This is a genomic window from Bacillus sp. NH11B (genome assembly GCF_001884205.1).
Lineage (GTDB): Bacteria > Bacillota > Bacilli > Bacillales > Bacillaceae_G > Bacillus_A > Bacillus_A proteolyticus.
The window spans coordinates 16,363-35,352 of sequence record NZ_MAOG01000111.1 but is presented as its reverse complement, the minus strand read 5'-3'; the positions used below and the strand labels follow the sequence as shown (position 1 = coordinate 35,352).

17 protein-coding genes and 2 tRNA genes are annotated in these 18,990 nt (G+C 35.5%); all 19 read right to left on the bottom strand.

What is annotated here, in order from left to right:
• Positions 1 to 3 precede the first annotated feature (3 nt).
• Positions 4 to 546: a hypoxanthine phosphoribosyltransferase gene (gene hpt / locus BAU27_RS20995; RefSeq protein ID WP_000981839.1), complete on the bottom strand. Its 543-nt coding sequence runs from the start codon at positions 544 to 546 to the stop codon at positions 4 to 6.
• Positions 543 to 1,973 carry a tRNA lysidine(34) synthetase TilS gene (gene tilS / locus BAU27_RS20990; RefSeq protein WP_071771805.1) on the bottom strand — a complete coding sequence of 477 codons (1,431 nt, stop codon included), beginning with the start codon at positions 1,971 to 1,973 and terminating at the stop codon, positions 543 to 545. Before tilS ends, hpt begins: the two co-directional genes overlap by 4 nt.
• A gap of 204 nt (positions 1,974 to 2,177) precedes the next feature.
• Positions 2,178 to 4,649 (bottom strand): stage II sporulation protein E, encoded by a 2,472-nt coding sequence (spoIIE, locus tag BAU27_RS20985; protein WP_071771804.1) that lies wholly within the window; start codon positions 4,647 to 4,649, stop codon positions 2,178 to 2,180.
• 258 nt (positions 4,650 to 4,907) lie between these two features.
• A tRNA-Glu gene (locus tag BAU27_RS20980) sits at positions 4,908 to 4,979 on the bottom strand.
• Between the two features lie 13 nt (positions 4,980 to 4,992).
• Positions 4,993 to 5,066, bottom strand: a tRNA-Met gene (locus tag BAU27_RS20975).
• A gap of 160 nt (positions 5,067 to 5,226) precedes the next feature.
• Positions 5,227 to 5,715 carry a S1 domain-containing RNA-binding protein gene (locus BAU27_RS20970; protein ID WP_000021449.1) on the bottom strand — a complete coding sequence of 163 codons (489 nt, stop codon included), beginning with the start codon at positions 5,713 to 5,715 and terminating at the stop codon, positions 5,227 to 5,229.
• Positions 5,716 to 5,802: 87 nt separating this feature from the next.
• Positions 5,803 to 6,162, bottom strand: coding sequence for a cell division protein DivIC (divIC, locus tag BAU27_RS20965; protein ID WP_001208735.1), 360 nt, complete (start codon positions 6,160 to 6,162; stop codon positions 5,803 to 5,805).
• Positions 6,159 to 6,812, bottom strand: a complete 654-nt coding sequence (gene yabQ / locus BAU27_RS20960) for a spore cortex biosynthesis protein YabQ (protein WP_071745161.1) — start codon at positions 6,810 to 6,812, stop codon at positions 6,159 to 6,161. The genes divIC and yabQ overlap by 4 nt, the downstream gene beginning before the upstream one ends.
• Entirely contained in the window at positions 6,809 to 7,117 is a 309-nt protein-coding gene (gene yabP / locus BAU27_RS20955; protein WP_071745160.1) for a sporulation protein YabP, read from the bottom strand. The genes yabQ and yabP overlap by 4 nt, the downstream gene beginning before the upstream one ends.
• 58 nt (positions 7,118 to 7,175) lie before the next feature.
• Positions 7,176 to 7,451 (bottom strand): RNA-binding S4 domain-containing protein, encoded by a 276-nt coding sequence (locus tag BAU27_RS20950; RefSeq protein WP_001234880.1) that lies wholly within the window; start codon positions 7,449 to 7,451, stop codon positions 7,176 to 7,178.
• 14 nt (positions 7,452 to 7,465) lie between these two features.
• The gene (yabN, locus tag BAU27_RS20945) at positions 7,466 to 8,926 is read right to left on the bottom strand and encodes a bifunctional methyltransferase/pyrophosphohydrolase YabN (protein WP_071745159.1); all 1,461 of its coding nucleotides are present in this window, start codon (positions 8,924 to 8,926) and stop codon (positions 7,466 to 7,468) included.
• Positions 8,927 to 8,938: 12 nt separating this feature from the next.
• Positions 8,939 to 10,540, bottom strand: a complete 1,602-nt coding sequence (locus tag BAU27_RS20940; protein ID WP_071771803.1) for a putative polysaccharide biosynthesis protein — start codon at positions 10,538 to 10,540, stop codon at positions 8,939 to 8,941.
• Between the two features lie 231 nt (positions 10,541 to 10,771).
• Positions 10,772 to 11,308, bottom strand: a complete 537-nt coding sequence (gene spoVT / locus BAU27_RS20935; protein ID WP_071745157.1) for a stage V sporulation protein T — start codon at positions 11,306 to 11,308, stop codon at positions 10,772 to 10,774.
• A 136-nt stretch (positions 11,309 to 11,444) separates the two neighbouring features.
• Complete coding sequence (mfd, locus tag BAU27_RS20930; RefSeq protein ID WP_071745156.1) at positions 11,445 to 14,975, bottom strand: transcription-repair coupling factor; 3,531 nt, start codon at positions 14,973 to 14,975, stop codon at positions 11,445 to 11,447.
• Between the two features lie 105 nt (positions 14,976 to 15,080).
• Entirely contained in the window at positions 15,081 to 15,305 is a 225-nt protein-coding gene (locus BAU27_RS20925; protein ID WP_000399437.1) for an anti-sigma-F factor Fin, read from the bottom strand.
• 70 nt (positions 15,306 to 15,375) lie between these two features.
• On the bottom strand, positions 15,376 to 15,936 hold the full coding sequence (gene pth / locus BAU27_RS20920) for an aminoacyl-tRNA hydrolase (protein ID WP_000767700.1): 561 nt from the start codon (positions 15,934 to 15,936) through the stop codon (positions 15,376 to 15,378).
• Between the two features lie 72 nt (positions 15,937 to 16,008).
• Positions 16,009 to 16,962, bottom strand: coding sequence for a ribose-phosphate diphosphokinase (locus BAU27_RS20915; protein WP_000107420.1), 954 nt, complete (start codon positions 16,960 to 16,962; stop codon positions 16,009 to 16,011).
• A gap of 18 nt (positions 16,963 to 16,980) precedes the next feature.
• The gene (gene glmU, locus BAU27_RS20910) at positions 16,981 to 18,360 is read right to left on the bottom strand and encodes a bifunctional UDP-N-acetylglucosamine diphosphorylase/glucosamine-1-phosphate N-acetyltransferase GlmU (protein WP_071771802.1); all 1,380 of its coding nucleotides are present in this window, start codon (positions 18,358 to 18,360) and stop codon (positions 16,981 to 16,983) included.
• Positions 18,361 to 18,684: 324 nt separating this feature from the next.
• A complete protein-coding gene (gene spoVG / locus BAU27_RS20905) occupies positions 18,685 to 18,978 on the bottom strand; it encodes a septation regulator SpoVG (RefSeq protein WP_000454041.1) in 294 nt (97 codons plus the stop codon).
• Between the last annotated feature and the right edge of the window lie 12 nt (positions 18,979 to 18,990).

Sequence of the window (18,990 nt, the reverse complement as noted above, 5' to 3'; positions counted from 1 at the left end):
TAATTAATTTGAGTAAACACTTGGTTTTAATACTCCCACATACGGAAGATTACGGTATTGCTCTTTATAATCTAATCCATACCCTACAACGAATTCATGAGGGACAGTAAATCCAACATAATCCGCTTTCAGATCAACCTTGCGACCTGTTGGTTTATCTAATAATGTAACAATTTTTACAGATTTCGCTTTACGATATTTAAACAGGTCTACTAAATAGCTTAGTGTAAGACCGCTATCAATAATATCTTCAACGATTAAAATATCGCGACCTTCTACAGAAGTATCAAGATCTTTTAAGATTTTTACTTCGCCTGTTGAAACAGTAGAGTGACCGTAGCTAGATACAGCCATAAAATCCATTTCAAGATATGTATCTGTTCTCTTTAATAAATCTGCCATAAATGGCATTGCACCCTTTAGTACACCAATTGCAAGCGGTACTGTATTTTTGTAATCCTCTGCAATAACTGCACCTAATTCAAGCACCTTTTCCTGTATTTGTTCTTCAGAAATTAATACTTTTTCGATATCTTGATTCATCATTTCATTATCCTCCCGGAAGACTCCTTGCTTTTGTAGTGAATAATAATATATTTATCCTTCTTTGCTACCTCTTTCGAAATAGCAAATGCAGATCGTTTCAACAAGGGTACCCAAATAATATTTTCACTTGCGTCACAAACGATCGGCCATTCTTCTCTTTTTTCTTTCGGTACTTTCGATTCGATAAAAATAGCTTTTATCTTTTTTGTACCATCCATACCTTTTATTGACATGCGATCTCCATTTTCCCTAGAACGAATACGAAGTGGATACGATATATCATTATACTTAGCAACAAACACTGTTTCATTCATGTTACTTGGTATATCCTCGCTCACCTCTGTTACAAATTTATCTCCGTTCGGTAATGTAATTGTCCCGGGTACTGATAAATCTTGCAAAAAAGGAGAAACAATTTCTTGTTTAAATCCAAAGCTACATTCTTCGTATGTACGAATAATTTTCAAGCCACCTGGAAAATCCAATGAACCTGAAGGTTGTATCCGCTTAAAAAATTCAATCACCTTGTCAATATGTATAGAAGAAAGCGAAGATGGAATCTTATATTCATAAAGATAGTTTAATATTAGTTGAATCCCTCTCCTTTGTAAAGGCATAGACATGGATTCAAAGGCAGGAATTGATAAGCTAATTTGTTTATCGCTTTTTTTTGTAATTACTTTATTCATTTTCTCAAAAGCTAATTCCTGCAAATAAGCCTCATCCTCTTGCATCTGCACGCTAAATTTTTGGAATTTCTCATGCATTTGTGGATTTTCCTCTTTCAAATAAGGAAGGACATATTTACGTAATCGATTCCTTGTATATACTTCCTTTTTATTACTCGGATCTATACGCGGAATAATTTTTAACTTATTACAGTAATCAACAATTTCTTCCTTAGTTACCCCAAGTAACGGCCTAATTAAATATCCATTATGAAAAGGACGCTTCACTGCAATTCCTGCGTACCCTTTCGGAGTACTGCCTCGTACAAGGCGCATTAAAATCGTCTCTACTTGATCATCTCCATGGTGACCAAGAGCTACATATCTCGCATCATATTTCTTCATTATTGTTTCCAAAAATGCATATCTGCATTCTCTAGCAGCAACTTGTGCATTCATTCCATATTGCTGTTGATATTGCGACACATTAATCCTTATCGTCTCACAAATAACTCCCAGCTCTTTGCAAAGACCCTGCACAAACTGTAGGTCCTCATGAGATTCATTACCTCTAAACATATGATCCACATGTGCTACTACAATTTCGAGTTGCTTTTCTGCCCTTTTTTCTAACAAATAATATAGAAGAGCTAAAGAGTCAGGACCGCCAGAAACCCCTACAACAATTGTTGAATGTTTCTTTAATACATCATGCTGCTTTACAAAGTCATCCACTTTTCCAACAAATGTATCTTTCAACTTCGTAATCACCTTTCATTAAACAAGAACAGCAACGTTAGTTACCTTGTCTATAATGGTACAACTTTTACAAACATTGTGCAAAAAAAAGATATACAAAAATTACATTTTTATCTTACATTCCTCCTGTAGATTCAACAAAGTAATTACATTACCTTTTTAATCAAAAAAACCTAGGTAAATACCTAGGTTTTTTTGATTATTTTATTGCGCCTGCATTCCCACTATCGGAATCGTAGCCCACTTCGGCATATTTTTCTTTACTTTCGCCACAACAATAGTCATATCATCATTTATATAGCCATCACCAGACCTAATTACTTCTTCCATAATAATATCAGCTATTTCTTGTGGATCCTCTGTTTGTAGTTCTTTAATTTTACGCTTTATCCATAACTCGTGATTCTCCACATGTTGTGCTCCCTCAAAAATGCCATCACTCATCATAATAAGAATATCACCCGTTTTTAATTGCTCACCAACCACATCAACTTCAACATCTTCAATAATTCCTATCGGTAAATTACTTGCCTCAATTTTCAAAATATTATTGCCGCGTTTAACAAAACTCGGCGTCGATCCAACCTTTAAAAACTTCGCACTCGCATCCCGTAAATCTACCATAGCCAAGTCAAGCGTGGTATACATCTCCTCTGTCGTTCTTAAAGAAAGAATTGAATTGATGGACTTAATCGCTATTTCCTCATCAATACCTGATTGAAGTATCTTTTGTAATAATTTTACCGTTTCCCTACTCTCCATATGAGCCCTTTGCCCATTTCCCATACCATCACTAATCGCAAGTGCATATTTCCCAACACTTAAATCCATCATCGCGTAAGAATCGCCTGAAACAAACCCACCACCTTTTGCAGCCGTAGCCAATCCTGTATCAAGAGAATAGGTCTTCGCTGAACCAAATGATATTAAACTGTGACCATTTGGATAAGAGGATTTCTCTTCATGCTTAACAACGATATTTTCTTTTAAAATATCCGAGAGCATCGGCGCAACCAACTTCTCACATTCTCCATGCTCATTAGATGCAGCTGGAATCAACATTTCAATATCAATACTTCCTCTGTCTAAACAATAAATATCAACATGCTCCACTTCGACACCAAAATCACGAAACGCTTGTAAAATTTGTTCTTCCTGTACTTGATGATTTTCTCGCTCTCTTTGTATTTCCTGTGCGAAATCCTCCATAACTTTTGATACACCTAATAATTGTTCCGCCACTATTCTGCGATTTTCTTTCATTTGTTTTCGTAATTTTTGCCCCTCATAAAAGTGATCTAATTCACCGGCTACTAAATCTGTTACTTTCTTACCTCTCACACAATGCTTGTCCCATTCACGAACTAACTTCCGATTATGTTGCAGTGTTCCTTCTTCCGTTTCACTCATTATTTGTTTCATATAATCGTACGTTTTATCAAAATTAACTACCCAACATTGATCCTTCTTAAAGCACGTTTGACATGTTTTTGCAGTAATTGTACTTAAAAATAAATCCGCTTCTGTTTCTTTATCTTCCTCTTCCACGTACCCATATACAGAAAAACTATTAGACAAAGCAGCAAATACATTAGCAAATTGATTGATTTTGTTCGCTGTAACATCGCGCATTCTTCGTAAATATTGTTGTTGATCTTGTGAGTGTTCTTGTGTACCTGGCATAAATTTAGCAATACGATCCATAACAAGCTTCGGTGTTAATAAAAAGAAAACCATTGCCACACCAGATTCAATTAAAGTTGTTACAATACTCGTTTGCTTGTCTACATATAGCGTAATTAAACTTGTACCAATTAATAATCCTAAACTAACTCCTATACGCTTTCCTTCTTTCAATAATCCCCCAAGCAATCCTGAAAAGGCAAGGAGGCTAAGTTGAGACAAACTAGACACATTCGCTAAACTTAATATCAATCCAGTGACGACTCCCACCGTGGACCCTGTAGCCGCACCAGCAATAAATGCAAATACTAATACTAAATATCTAGTGAAAATATGTTGAATAGAAGCATCATAAACGAACCAATCTGTTGTACCCGTTAAAACAGATGCTAGTAATATAATTAAACAAACAATTTCTTCTGTTTCTAACGCTTGTTGTTTCCCTTTCCTTTCCACCAAGAGTGGAACACTTTGCAGAAATATCATCGTTAATACGAAACTAAGCCCCGCTTCGATCGTACTAACGAGCAAGTCATACATGGTGACGGTTTGTTGCGCAAAATATACAACAACTAAATGTGCGGTTAATGCGGAGATAAATACTTGGAATGGTACAAGTCCAACAGTTTTACGTGTAAATCGACTAAAGAAGATATTATAAATGAAGAACGTAAAAATAGATGCAAAAATAAAAAATAAATTATCTATCGAAACTGAAAGTGCTCCTCCCATCAGAGCTAAAAATGCGAGCGGCATTTTATCTCGCTTCATAACATAAACAGCAGCAAAAAACGGCAATGCAAAAGGTAAGATGTTCGTTAATATATATGCTCGTCCTAAAAGAAAACCAATAACAACAATTATGAATCCCCATCTAAAGAAAACTTGTTCAAATTTCATTCGCAACTTACTTGTCCACTTCATTGTTCCAAGCTGACTTTCATTCATCGCCAATGTACTTGTATTCATAGTATTCCTTCCTGCTTTAGGCATATTTTTAACACCACCTGCATAGTTTAATTACTGTCATTATAAAAGATGATTATTGGGATTTTTGTCAAAACAACAGTTTTCACTTTTATAATCGTTCGACGTTTTATTCGAAATAAGTCTACATATATACACAGTATTTAATTTATCCTTTTATAGTTGGTGGAATATTCAGAAAATATAGGGTGATTTTGTAGAAGTGTTGTATGTCTTAATTTACTTAACAAAAAAAGATCATGCAATTTGCATGATCTTTTTAGATGACCCGTACGGGATTCGAACCCGTGTTACCGCCGTGAAAGGGCGGTGTCTTAACCACTTGACCAACGGGCCGTTAAATTAAATATAGCGGCGGAGGGGATCGAACCCCCGACCTCACGGGTATGAACCGTACGCTCTAGCCAGCTGAGCTACACCGCCATGTCGTCGTATTTAACGGACAATTAGTATCTTACATCAGATACAATTTAAAGTCAACACATCTTGAAAACTTTTTTTAAAATACATTCTCTCATATAAAAAAGTACCCTGAGTAATGACCCTGGGTACCTCTCTATACGTTAAACATTAAACGTTCTTATTATCCGCGACGCGCGCCACGGCCACCACGTTTAGATTCTGTGTTACGCTTTAAAGAAGTTAAACGATCTTCACTATCTTTTAAAAAGCGTGCCATCTTTTGCTCAAATGTTTCTTTTGGAGCTCGGTCGTTACCGCCACCGCGGTTATCTCTGTTGAAAGAACGATTATTACGTTGTGGACGTCCAGAACGTTGTTGATCACCACCGCGTTGTTGGTATTCACCACGTGGACGATCTCCTTCTGTTTTTTCACGTTCTTTCGCTTTTTTAATAGATAGACCAATTTTTCCATCTTTTTCAACATTAATAACTTTTACTTCTACTTGGTCGCCCACTTTTAAGTGATCGTTAATATCTTTCACATAATTATCAGCAACTTCACTAATATGAACAAGACCCGTTAAGCCTTCTGGCAGCTCCACAAAAGCGCCAAAATTTGTAATACCTGTTACTTTACCCTGTAACTTGCTGCCTACCTCGATTGACATAAAAAAAATGCTCCTCCTTAGTGGTTAAAAAGTCAAATTTTACTTTATTATATATAATCCTAAAATATAGTGTCAATAAGACATACTCTACTTAGAAACAGGAAAAATTATCTCCCCTTTTCCGGAGAAGAAATAATCCCTTCTAGCAATCTTTAAAACGTACTCTTCATCATTTAACTTTTGAACTTCGTCTTTTAGACTTTTTTCTTTTTTCGTTAATGAATCCAGTTCTTTTTTCATGTCCTTAACTTTTGCTTCTTTTGCTTTAATGGAACTGTTTTGTTGATAAAACGTTACACTAATACTCGCAATAATTGTAAAAGCAAAGACAAGAAAAACCGCTAAACGGCGATAAAGTCGCTTCCTGTTCTCATCCGTTTGTATTATATGTTCTTTAACAGGATTTGGACTCTGTTTTTCGATTGTTCTTTGTCTCAGTTCCCTCATTTCCGAGGTCCCCCTAACTTCTTTTTTATACGCTCCCATAATTGGAAGATATGTCCCTTCAACTTTGCTATATATTGCAGGAACCCTACATGCTTCGTTATAAAAAGTTTAACACGATTAGGGAGAAGTTTCCATATGAGTGAAGCAATAAATCGAACAGGCCAGAAAAAAACTTTCCAAATGAAAAGTAATATCCAAATCGCCATTTTCCATAACACATGTCCAATTGAAAGCAGTACACGAAATAAGAATAATATAAATGCAATAAATAGCTGCGCTATAATAATAACAGGTTTTATCATGAGTAGCTGTATAATTCGAACAAAAAATTGTATTGTTTGTACAAAAATATAGATGAGAAAATTTAACATCTTCATGTATACTGCTTTCAATAAACTTTGATATGCCGCAAAACCGCATAGTAATGCCAAAAATACATATATACGTAATTCAGCTTCATTCACGAGCAGCAATACATAAAAAACGAATAAGGCTTGGACAATCCAAAATAGTATATCATGTATAAATACAAGCCAACGTTTACGCTCTTGGCGTTTTAAGAATCGTTGATACGTATCTAAAGATGCACCAATCCAAGCACCCATTCCAATCATTGAAAGCATTGTATACAATTGAATTGTTAGGCTCATTTAAACAACTTACTAAAGAAACCTTTAGTTTTCTCCCCTTGATTCTCATCGATATACAGCATCTCATGAATTTTCCCTTTAATCGATACAACACCCTTTTCTACATCTAAATTCTTCATTTGTAAATTTTGACCACGAATTGTTAAAAAACCCATTACAGTCTCAAGTAAAAACTCTTCGCTATCAAAACTCTCCACTTGCTTTACACCAGTAATATCGATTACACGCCTGCCACGCATAATAATATCATGCTCTACAGAAACATTTTGTTGATTAGAAGACGTAGGTGAGTAACCATTATTCACGAAAATCCCCCCATAGCTTTATACTAGCTAATAGTAATGTATGAAGGGGTGATCCATTTTAGAACAAGCCTTCTTCTGCTTTTACTTTTTCTTCGCGAACTATACTATACATGTTTGCCGCATCTTCTTTTTTAGTCGTTTCTTTCAATTCATTTACTTTCACAGTTACTATTTTTTGACCAAAACGAATTGTTAATTCATCATCTACCTTTACATCTGAACTCGCTTTTGCCACTTGACCATTAATGGATATTCTTCCTTGATCAGATACTTCTTTTGCTAATGTTCTTCTTTTAATTAAACGTGACACTTTCAAAAACTTATCTAAACGCATATCAAGTCCCCCTATTAACGCTCTGTTTGTTTGGCCTCTTCCCATAAAACATCTAACTGTTCTAATGATAAATCTTGCATTTCTTTATTCATTTCTGCTACTTTTGCTTCCATGTATAAAAAACGACCGGTAAATTTCTCATTAGTTGAACGCAACGCTTCTTCTGGATCTATTTTATAATGACGAGCTATATTAACAAATGCAAATAGTAAATCACCAAATTCACCTAGCATCTTTTCCTCATCCATGTTTACAACTTCTTGCTGGAATTCTTGCCATTCTTCTAAGGCTTTCTCTATCATCGGCTGCACGTCAACCCAATCAAATCCAACCTTTCCAGCTTTCTTCTGAATTTCATAAGCACGCATTAGCTGCGGTAAGCTTTTTGGAATACCCGTTAAAACAGATTCTTTCACGAATCCCTTTTCTTGTTTTTTAATCTCTTCCCAATTCGCGATTACTTCATCAGCATTATTTACATCCGTATTCCCAAACACATGTGGGTGACGACGAACCATTTTCTCAGATAAAGTTCGAATAATATCATCTATGGAGAACCAACCTTCATCCTCTCCAATTTGGGCATGAAGCATAACTTGTAATAATATATCACCCAGTTCTTCTACTAAATGATCATCATCCTCTTCATCAATGGCTTCTAGCACTTCATATGCCTCTTCAATTAAGTATTTCTTTAAAGATTGATGAGTTTGCTTTTTATCCCACGGGCAACCATTCGGTCCACGAAGATCAGCAATAATTGCTCTAAGCACATCAAACTGCTGATACAAGGATTCACGTTCCTTAACTGGCGGTACATATACACTCGTTAAATTATTTAATTCCGTTTCATGATCTAACATGTATAATGGCACTTTTTTTACTTGCTCAAATGAAGTTCCGGCAGCTGTTACGATATACACTTCGTAATCATCTGGCAACATCTCCATTAACGGCAGTTTCACATCTGAAGCAACAAACGCATCATACACTTGACAAAAGATTAAATGTTGACGTAATTCTAATTGTCCTCTTTCAAATGATGTAGCATCAATTAATTGAAATCCTTCAATCGGATCAATTTTTAGACTCGCAAACATCGGATCAAGGAAACTTTGTCCACCTTCAAGTCGCACTTCAATATTTGCTACCTCTCCTTTTTCCAAAAGTAGCTGAACTGTTCTTTCTGCTACAAGCGGATGACCAGGAACTGCATAAATAATTTCTGTACCTTTAGCTTGTTCTAACAACGTATTCGCGATTGTTTCATATACGATTTCAAATGTATCATGCGCTTCGTATACATCGTCAAAAGCTGTATATTTTATGCCTTCTTTCTCCAATTCTTCTATAACTGGGTGTTCCTTCGTTCTAACAAACATATGGTCCGCTTCTTTTATCTTTCGATATACACCCATCGTTAACTGATCTAACTCACCAGCACCTAATCCTAAAATAGTAATGATTCCACTCACAACCAGTCACCTCTATCCACTCTTCTTCAATGAACCTTCTTTTTTCTCTTGTTTCATAACGGTTCCTAATTCTTCTTTTGTAAATACACGTAATTTTAAAATCAAAAACATATATGCTAATCCGCCGATGGCTACACCTAACAGCGCTTCAAGCGTCGCAATTCCTCTATGTCCTGTATCAATTACTAATCCAGACATTCGCAACACACGCATAAAGATTAATAATACAAATCCCATACCAATACCACTAATAACTACACCTAACATATTCCGCTTATCAATAAGCGGCTCTGATACAGCTCGCATAAGTAACACACTATTTAGCAAGGCAATTACAATAAGCGCAACTAAAGTTGCAATTGCAGCTCCCTTCACACCAAAATAAGGCATTAATATATAGTTTAAAGCTAGCTTCAAACAACCTCCAAATAAAACGAATATTGCTGGTTTTAATATTTGTCCCAACCCTTGCAAAATAGAAGCAGTTGTAATTGACAATGAGCTAAATAAAATAGATAAAGATAAAATCGATAACACATCTGACCCATCACTATTCTCAAATAACATAATATTTGTAGGCTGAATAATACAAGTTAATCCGATGGCTGCTGCAAATCCAATAACAAATGTTATTTTCATTGCTAACTTTACCTTTTCTTGAATAAAGGAAAGATCTCCTCTTTCTTTCGCCGCTGTAATAATAGGAATAAGTGACAATGAGAAAGAAGTTGTCACAACGGTACCTAATTGCATAAGCGGGATACTTCTATCATAAACACCTTTTAGTACCTTTGCATTTTCAACTTGCTCTCCCGCGCGAATAAGCAAGGTATAAAAAGAAATAGAATCTGCCATTTGTATAAAAATAAGGACTAAATTACTAACACAAATCGCTAATCCCTGCCAAAAAAGGATTCTAATAATCCTTTTTTTATCTCCAACTCTCTTCCAACTTTTAAAGAAAATAGACCGGAAATCATGACGCATATAAAGTAAAAGTACGATAATCCCAATAAGCCCACCTGCAATTGAGCCTAGCATAGCACCCGCACCAACTGTATATAAATCAAATCCATGAGCGATAAGGAATAGTGATAAAAATACAATAATAGAAACACGAATCGTTTGTTCAATTACTTGCGAAACAGCCGTCGGCATCATATTATTGAATCCTTGAAAATATCCTCTCGCTACAGATAAAAATGGCATTAGTAGGAATGAAAACGAAATAACACGTAATAATTTATCTAAATGTATATCGCCCATAGCCGATGCAATTGTTTCGGCACCGAAGAACAGTGTGAAAAACCCCACAAATCCGATTCCCAATAAAAACCAAAAAGATACACAAATAATTTCTTCCGCTTCTTTTTGTTTTCCTTGTTCTAATCTTTCTGCGACCATTTTTGAAATAATAATAGGAAACCCATAAGTAGCTAAAATTAAACAAAATCCATAAAACGGATAAATTTGTTGGTAAATATAAAAACCAATATCACCCGCTATATTTTGATATGGAATACGGTAAAAAGCGCTTAATACTTTCGTAACAAAACTTGCGATTGTTAATATAATAGCCCCACGCCAAAAGGCTTGATACTTCTTCGCTTCCATACAAGAAAACTCCTTTTTCTATTCTCACCCCTCGTATTATATCACAAAGAAAAACTGGCTCTCCTTCATATTCCTTACATCCACTGACTTCTTTCAACAACAAAAATATTCAATGAAAAAAGGTAGCAAAGAGCTACCTTCGTTCAATATACTTATATCTCCAAATAGTTAATTTCTCAAATAGAAATATCATAATTAGGAAAGATTGCTACTTATAGAAATTACACTTCACTACTGCTCCATTTGTTTCGCTAAAAAGCTTGCAGCTGTATTTACTGACTTATGCTCTACTTCACTTATAATAGCCTCTTTAGAGAAGATAACAACAGCTCCAATTGGATCCCCATTCGCAACAATTGGGCCAATTGTATAAGAAGTAACCTTTTCTGTTACTCCATCAATAATTGAAATTTCGCTTTCATCTGTCATAATTACAGACTTACGCTCTTCCATTGTCTTCTCAATTAAATCGCCAACACTTTTATTTAAGTATTCTTTTTTAGATATGCCTGCTACTGCGATAATAGAATCACGATCACATACAAGCACATTATGTCCTAAGCTATCGTATAAAGCTTCCGTATATTCTTTTGCAAAATTACCCAGTTCACTAATTGGAGAATATTTTTTCAAAATCACTTCTCCATCGCGATCAACAAATATTTCTAGTGGGTCTCCTTCTCGAATACGTAAAGTTCTACGAATTTCCTTCGGGATTACTACCCTGCCTAAATCATCAATTCGACGTACGATTCCAGTTGCTTTCATTCTAATGCTGCCTCACTTTCTACTGATGATCAAAAGTGGTGAATTTACCTGTTCATGTAAAAATCACCAACTGTTAAACATAGTATTTTACACATTAGTTCTTCTATGCACGTCGAATTGTATTTTTTATCTTAAATTAGGCATTTATTACTTCTTTTTTTACATCTGGTAAGCCTTTTAATAAATTTTCAGCAATTGTTAACCATTTCGATGTCTCTAATCCATTCGTTTTCATCACAATTTTCAATTGTGATCCTTCCATACCAAGACCAATCATACGACCAAAACTATTCCCTAGCATAAATAATTTTCCACCATCGATATTTTGGCTTGCTTGTTCAGAAAACAGGAACGTTACTTCAAATTTATTTTGCTTAATTAACTCAATTTGTTCTTTCATTGCTAACACTTTAATATTTGCGATTTGTAATAAATAACCAACTTCTTGTGGGTAATCACCAAATCTATCTATCATCTCTTCCTGCAGCTCTTCAATATCCTCAATTGCAGAAACACCTCTAAATTGTTTATACATCATAATTTTTTGCTTACTATCTGAAATATACGCATCCGGTAAATATGCATCTACTTCTAAATCAATTTCAACATTAACTGTATTTTCAACTCCGTCTGTTCCCCTGCGCTGTTCAATTGCATCTTTTAGCATTTGAGAATATAGATCAAATCCGACAGAATCAATAAATCCATGTTGTTCTGCCCCTAACAAATTACCCGCACCACGAATTGATAAGTCTCTCATCGCAATTTTGAAACCAGATCCAAGCTCTGTAAACTCTTTAATTGCCTGCAGACGCCTCTCTGCAACTTCCGATAACACTTTATCGCGTTTGTATGCAAAGTATGCATACGCGACGCGATTAGAACGTCCAACACGACCACGAAGCTGATACAACTGTGATAATCCCATACGATCTGCATCAAATACAATTAATGTATTTACATTCGGAATATCTACACCTGTCTCAATAATTGTTGTACTTACAAGAACATCATGCTGCCCCTCTAAAAACGATAGCATAACAGACTCTAATTCACTTTCATTCATTTTCCCGTGTGCGTATGTTACACGAGCGTCTGGAACTAACATCGAAATTTCATCTGCTTTTCTTTCAATATCCTCCACACGGTTATATAAGAAGTAAATTTGACCTCCTCTTGCAAGCTCTCGCTCTATCGCTTCTCGCATTAATGCTGGATTATACTCCACTACATATGTTTGTACTGGGAACCTATTCTCTGGCGGTGTCTCAATTACAGATAAATCACGCACACCAAGCATAGACATATGAAGTGTACGCGGAATCGGAGTTGCCGTTAACGTTAAAACGTCAACATTTGCTTTCAATTGTTTAATTTTTTCTTTATGCGTAACACCGAATCTTTGTTCCTCATCAATAATAAGAAGTCCTAAATCTTTATAGGTAACATCTTTAGATAAAATACGATGTGTTCCGATTACAATATCTACCGTTCCATCTTTTAAACCCTTAATCGTTTCATTTTGTTGTTTCCGCGTACGGAATCTACTTAGTAACCCTATATTAATCGGGTAATCTTGAAAACGCTCTCGAATTGTTTCATAGTGTTGTTGTGCAAGAATGGTTGTCGGTACTAAAATCGCAACTTGTTTTTCATCCATAATTGCTTTAAATGCCGCACGAATGGCTACCTCAGTCTTTCCATACCCTACGTCACCACAAAGAAGCCTATCCATCGGACGTCCACGTTCCATATCTTTCTTAATTTCGTCAATAGAACGTAATTGATCCTCTGTCTCTTGATATGGGAAAGAAGATTCGAATTCTTGTTGTTCTGCCGTATCTGGTGTATATGCATAACCTTTTGAAGCTTCGCGCTCGGCATACAATTTAATTAGGTCATCTGCAATGTCTTGTACAGATTTTTCAACTTTCGTTTTAACCTTCTTCCAATCATTCCCACCTAATTTATAAACTTTCGGATCCTTACCTTCAGATCCTACATATTTTTGCACTTGATCAATTTGTTCAATCGGAACATATAACTTATCATTACCTTGATATTTAATATTTAAATAATCTTTATGAACACCCTTAATCTCTAATGTCTCAATACCTAAAAATTTACCTATACCATGATTTACATGAACTACATAGTCTCCAACTTTTAATTCCGAATAACTTTTAATACGTTCAGCGTTAGATAACTTTTGCTTACGTTGTGATTTTTTAACCTTCTTATGAAAAAGCTCCTTTTCAGTAATAACAACAAGCTTTTGCATCGGCATTTCAAACCCTGCATGTAAATCACCAACAGCAATTTGTAACCTTCCAGGCAATAAAATATCTGTAGCCTCTACAATGTCTGCATCAATATCATAATCACTTAAAATATGTTGTAGTTTTTTTACACGTTCATCATCTGTTCCGAGCACAACGGTCGTAAAATGCCCTTCATTCCATCTATCAATTTCAGTTTTTAACAACTGCATCTGCCCGTGGAAATCTTGCATTGTTTTACATGTCACATTCACAATATTTTGTGGATGTGTATGTGCTATATGGCGCAAGAATAACGTTAAATATACAAAACTTCTTTTTTTATGATGAAGAAACTCCTCAAACGAATGGGAGAAAGATAAGTCCTGAATAATTGTTCCTTCACCAAGAAGTGATATATACCATTCCGCTTCTTCTGTTTCGAGATGTGATGCCGTTTCTTGAATACGGGAAATTTCATCTAAAATCACAACACCATCTTCTGGTAAATAATCTATCAGACTAGCAGGTTCTTTGTAGAAAATAGATAAATATTTAAACATTTGTTCTATACTTTGCCCGTTTTTCAACATCTCAATTTCATGACTTACCGTCTCAAGTACTGTAGTCTTTAATTTATCATCGGAAAGCTTTTGCATCGTCTTAGTCAAACCTTCTTCAAGATGCTTAATTCCCGATTTCAATTCTTCCTGTGAAAATAAAAACTCTGTTGCTGGACCGAACTTAACACTTTCCTTTTTATCTTGAGAGCGCTGTTCATCCACATCAAACAATCGAATAGAATCGACTTCTGTATCGAAGAATTCAATACGAAATGGTAATTCTTCCGTTAATGGGTAAATATCTAATATTCCTCCGCGTAAACTGAACTCTCCTGGAGCTTCTACCATTGACTTACGCTCGTAGCCAATATGATGTAAAGTATGCAAAAGTGCATCTAAATCAATCTCTTGCCCTAGATTGATTTCAATTTGCCTTTGCTTCCATAATTCTTTTATCGGTAAAAATCTACGTAGTCCTGCAACTGGCGCTACAATAATCCCATTCTCTCCCGCCGCTAAGCGATTTAACACTTCAATACGCTGCGCCTTCAATTCTGGACTTGCAACACCAATTTCCGATGCTATCAATTCATTTACGGGATATAACCACACATCTTTTTCACCAAGTAAAGCCACTAAATCTTCATGTACTTTTTGCGCTTGGTATAAATTGTGCGTCACAATTAGTTGCGATTTTTTTGTTTTTTTATATAAAGCTGCCATTAATAATGAACGAGAAGATGTAGCCATACCCGATATAAGTTGCTCTTTCAACCCATCTTCTAACCCATTAATAACCGATTGTATCTCTTCATTTTTATAAAACTGCTCTAATAAACCTATCATTATCAAAACTCCTCTCAACATAAAGAGCAAGTTACTATATTTTATGCAAATATTTTGGAAAAAGAAAACAGAAAAATGCTTTGGACATGCCAAAGCGATAACATTTTATTGCAGAAATTTTTCATATTCATAATACTCAGGATAAGATGCGAGCGTTTCTTGACACGATTCACAAATTGTTTTTATATATATATTTCCATTCTCATGAAAATGAATCATATCCACTACTTCTTGCTCTGTTAGTTGAAGCAAAACGTCGCTATATACTTTTTCTACGGTAACGGAGCCTACATTACTCTCGCAATGTCTGCAGTAATAATACCCTTCCATACTAGCCTCCTAAATATCCAGTTACTACTAGTATGGGTTAAAGCAAAATAAAATATTCCAGATTATACGCTTAACTATTAAAAGTATTCATAATTTGGAGAAAAGGTTTATTTAACCACTCTTCACATGCATCTGCTGTCTTTTCAATGGATTGATTAACACCAGGAAGTTCTTCAGACGTAAAACGCCCTAATACATAATCCACTACTTTCATCCCATTTTTCGGACGATCGATTCCCATGCGGATACGTTGAAATTCTTGTGTTCCTAAATGTGAAATTGTTGATTTCACACCATTATGTCCACCTGCACTTCCTTTCATGCGAAGGCGTAATTTACCTACAGGAATATCTAAATCATCATACATGACGATGAAGTCCTCGACATCAATTTTATAATAATCCATAAGTGGACGGATACTTTCCCCAGATAAATTCATATATGTAAGTGGCTTTAATAAGATTACCTTTTCCCCATTAACAAAGCCTGCACCAAATAACCCTTTGAATTTTTGTTCATTCAAAGAAATATTCCAACGCTTGGCAAGTTCATCAATCGCCATAAAACCAATATTATGCCTTGTTAATTCATATTCTCTACCTGGGTTCCCAAGTCCTACTATTAATTTCATTCTTGTACCACTACTTTCTTTTTTCGATACGAAAAGACGTAACCAATCTTGGTTACGTCTCATTCTATCCAATTAATTGAATAATACACTTACCGATTCTTCTTCGTATACACGAATGATTGCTTCTCCGATTAATGGAGCCACTGAAAGTTCATGTACTTTATCAATTTTCTTTTCTTCTGGTAATACGATAGAGTTCGTTACAACTAACTCTTTAATATTCGAATTTTGAATACGCTCAATTGCTGGACCAGATAATACTGGATGTGTACAGCAAGCATATACTTCAGAAGCACCGTTCTCAACAAGAGCGTTTGCCGCTAATGTAATTGTACCAGCTGTATCAATGATGTCATCAATTAAAATTGCTGTTTTGCCTTCGATGTTACCGATAATGTTCATTACTTCCGATACATTCGGACGAGGACGACGCTTATCAATAATAGCGATTGGCGCTTTTAGACGGTCTGCCATTTTTCTAGCACGAGTTACACCACCGTGATCAGGAGATACGATTACGATATCTTTAAGACCTTTTGTTTCAAAGTAATCTGAAAGAATCGGTACACCCATTAAATGGTCGATTGGGATATCAAAGAATCCTTGAATTTGTGGAGCATGTAAATCTAGAGTGATTACACGAGTTGCACCTGCTGTTTCAAGCAAGTTTGCTACAAGTTTAGATGTAATTGGTTCACGAGAACGCGCTTTACGGTCTTGACGCGCATAACCATAGTAAGGAATAACAATATTAATTGTTTTTGCAGATGCACGTTTTAATGCATCAATCATAATAAGTAATTCCATGATATGTTCGTTTACTGGGAAGCTTGTAGATTGAATAATGAATACATCGCAACCACGAATACTTTCTTCAATGTTAATTTGAACTTCTCCATCACTAAAACGATCAACAGAACATTTTCCTAGTCCTACTCCAATATGCTTTGCGATTTGCTCAGCAAGTTCCTTATTAGAGTTTAAAGAGAATACTTTCAAATTAGAATTTAGATATTGAGTCGACATCTAGATTAACCCTCCACATTATGATTTTTTCTTATTCAGCAATTGATCAACATAGTCTTCTTTGTTAACTTGACGTGCACGTGCTACTGATAATGCTTTTGATGGAACATTCTCTGTAATTGTAGAGCCTGCTGCCACATAAGCACCATCTTCAACTGTTACAGGAGCAACAAGATTTGAATTACATCCAATAAATACCCCGTTACCAACCACAGTTTTAAATTTATTCTTTCCGTCGTAGTTCACCGTAATTGAACCGCAACCAAGATTCACGTCTTCTCCAATTTGTGCATCCCCGATATAACTTAAGTGTGAAGCTTTACTTCTATTACCAAAAACAGTTTTTTTGATTTCTACGAAGTTTCCAACGCGCACTTCATCTCCAATAACTGAATCTGGGCGAATATGTGCAAATGGACCGACTGATACTTCCGTACCAAGTTTGCTGTCATGTACAGTAGATTGACGAATTACCGTACGCTCTCCAATTTCACTATCGCGAATTACTGCATGTGGTCCAATTTCACAATCAGAACCAATTACAGTGTTACCCTCAATAATTGTTCCTGGGTGAAGAACTGTATCGCTGCCAATAATTGCATCAGCAGAAATGTATGTGTTACTTGGATCAATAATTGTAACACCATTTACCATGTTCTTTCGGTTAATACGATTTTTCATAATAATTTCCGCTTGCGATAGAGCGACTCTGTCGTTAACACCTAACGTTTCATCGAAGTGCTCTGTTTGATAAGCTGATACAATATGACCTTCATTTTTTAAAATTTCAATAACATCCGGAAGGTAATATTCACCCTGTACATTATCATTTGAAACTTTAGAAAGTGAAGCAAATAGAGCTTTATTATCAAAACAATACGTACCTGTATTGATTTCTTTAATAGCTAATTCTTTTTCATTTGCATCCTTATGCTCAACAATCTTTTCAACATGACCATTCTCATTACGAACGATACGGCCATATCCAGCAGGCTCTTCTATGTACGCTGTTAGTACCGTTGCCATTGCTCCCGCTTCTTCGTGTTGCTGAAGCAACGCTTCCATCGTTTCAGCAGTTATTAGAGGTGTATCACCACAAATAACTAAAGTTGTTCCTTCTTCATTTGCAAGTACATTTGCAGCTTGATCGACAGCATGTGCTGTACCAAGTTGTTCTGCTTGTAATGCAAACTCACTTACGTTTCCTAGCTGTTCTTGTACCATTTCAGCACCATGTCCAACGACTGTTACAAGTTTCTGCATCCCTAATTGAGATACTTGATCGACCACATGTTGTACCATTGGTTTTCCACATACAGGATGTAGCACTTTGTATAGCTTGGACTTCATACGTGTGCCTTTACCTGCAGCTAGAATCACTGCAAATCTGTTTGACATATAGACCCTCCATCGCAACCTATTTATCCATTAACGATATTATCCTAAATCATCATATATTTCAAGAAACACATTATAACTATTAAATTTTACCATAATTCTTATACGATGTTTTACTCTTTAGTATCTTTTTTAAGAAATAAGCTATACTATTTTAAATGATTTTGAAAAAATTAGAAGTTTTTTACCCTTATTTTTCAAAATATGAATTTTTATAATTAGAAACAAGTATTATTCAAAAAAAAAACAAACTCCTGTAAATGCTTACAGGAGTTTGCTACAAAATTATAAGACTTTCTTTCGAAAGCCCTTTTCATTCGAATTTTACGAAGCGCCTGCTTCTTCAAACTCAACCTCTTCTAACTCGCCTAAACGATGATACTCTGTTAAAACCGCATCTTGAATTTTAGAGCGTGTACCAGAATTAATCGGATGTGCAATGTCACGGAATTCTCCATCTGGAGTACGTTTACTTGGCATTGCTACAAATAATCCATTATTACCATCAATTACACGAATATCATGAACAACAAATTCATGGTCTAGAGTAATAGAGGCAATTGCTCTCATGCGGCCTTCTGTGTTTACGCGGCGTAATCTTACGTCAGTCACTTCCATCTTGTGTTCACC

Excerpts from the sequence above, each read along its gene's own strand:
- BAU27_RS20940 (WP_071771803.1), bottom strand. The coding sequence starts at position 10,540 with ATGGAAGCGAAGAAGTATCAAGCCTTTTGGCGTGGGGCTATTATATTA.
- BAU27_RS20925 (WP_000399437.1), bottom strand. The coding sequence starts at position 15,305 with ATGGAAGGGTATTATTACTGCAGACATTGCGAGAGTAATGTAGGCTCC.
- glmU (WP_071771802.1), bottom strand. The coding sequence starts at position 18,360 with ATGTCAAACAGATTTGCAGTGATTCTAGCTGCAGGTAAAGGCACACGT.
- spoVG (WP_000454041.1), bottom strand. The coding sequence starts at position 18,978 with ATGGAAGTGACTGACGTAAGATTACGCCGCGTAAACACAGAAGGCCGC.
- divIC (WP_001208735.1), bottom strand. The coding sequence starts at position 6,162 with ATGAGGGAACTGAGACAAAGAACAATCGAAAAACAGAGTCCAAATCCT.
- pth (WP_000767700.1), bottom strand. The coding sequence starts at position 15,936 with ATGAAATTAATAGTAGGACTTGGGAACCCAGGTAGAGAATATGAATTA.
- mfd (WP_071745156.1), bottom strand. The coding sequence starts at position 14,975 with ATGATAGGTTTATTAGAGCAGTTTTATAAAAATGAAGAGATACAATCG.
- spoIIE (WP_071771804.1), bottom strand. The coding sequence starts at position 4,649 with ATGCCTAAAGCAGGAAGGAATACTATGAATACAAGTACATTGGCGATG.
- BAU27_RS20915 (WP_000107420.1), bottom strand. The coding sequence starts at position 16,962 with ATGTCGACTCAATATCTAAATTCTAATTTGAAAGTATTCTCTTTAAAC.
- BAU27_RS20970 (WP_000021449.1), bottom strand. The coding sequence starts at position 5,715 with ATGTCAATCGAGGTAGGCAGCAAGTTACAGGGTAAAGTAACAGGTATT.
- BAU27_RS20950 (WP_001234880.1), bottom strand. The coding sequence starts at position 7,451 with ATGCGTTTAGATAAGTTTTTGAAAGTGTCACGTTTAATTAAAAGAAGA.
- spoVT (WP_071745157.1), bottom strand. The coding sequence starts at position 11,308 with ATGAAAGCAACTGGAATCGTACGTCGAATTGATGATTTAGGCAGGGTA.
- hpt (WP_000981839.1), bottom strand. The coding sequence starts at position 546 with ATGATGAATCAAGATATCGAAAAAGTATTAATTTCTGAAGAACAAATA.
- yabQ (WP_071745161.1), bottom strand. The coding sequence starts at position 6,812 with ATGAGCCTAACAATTCAATTGTATACAATGCTTTCAATGATTGGAATG.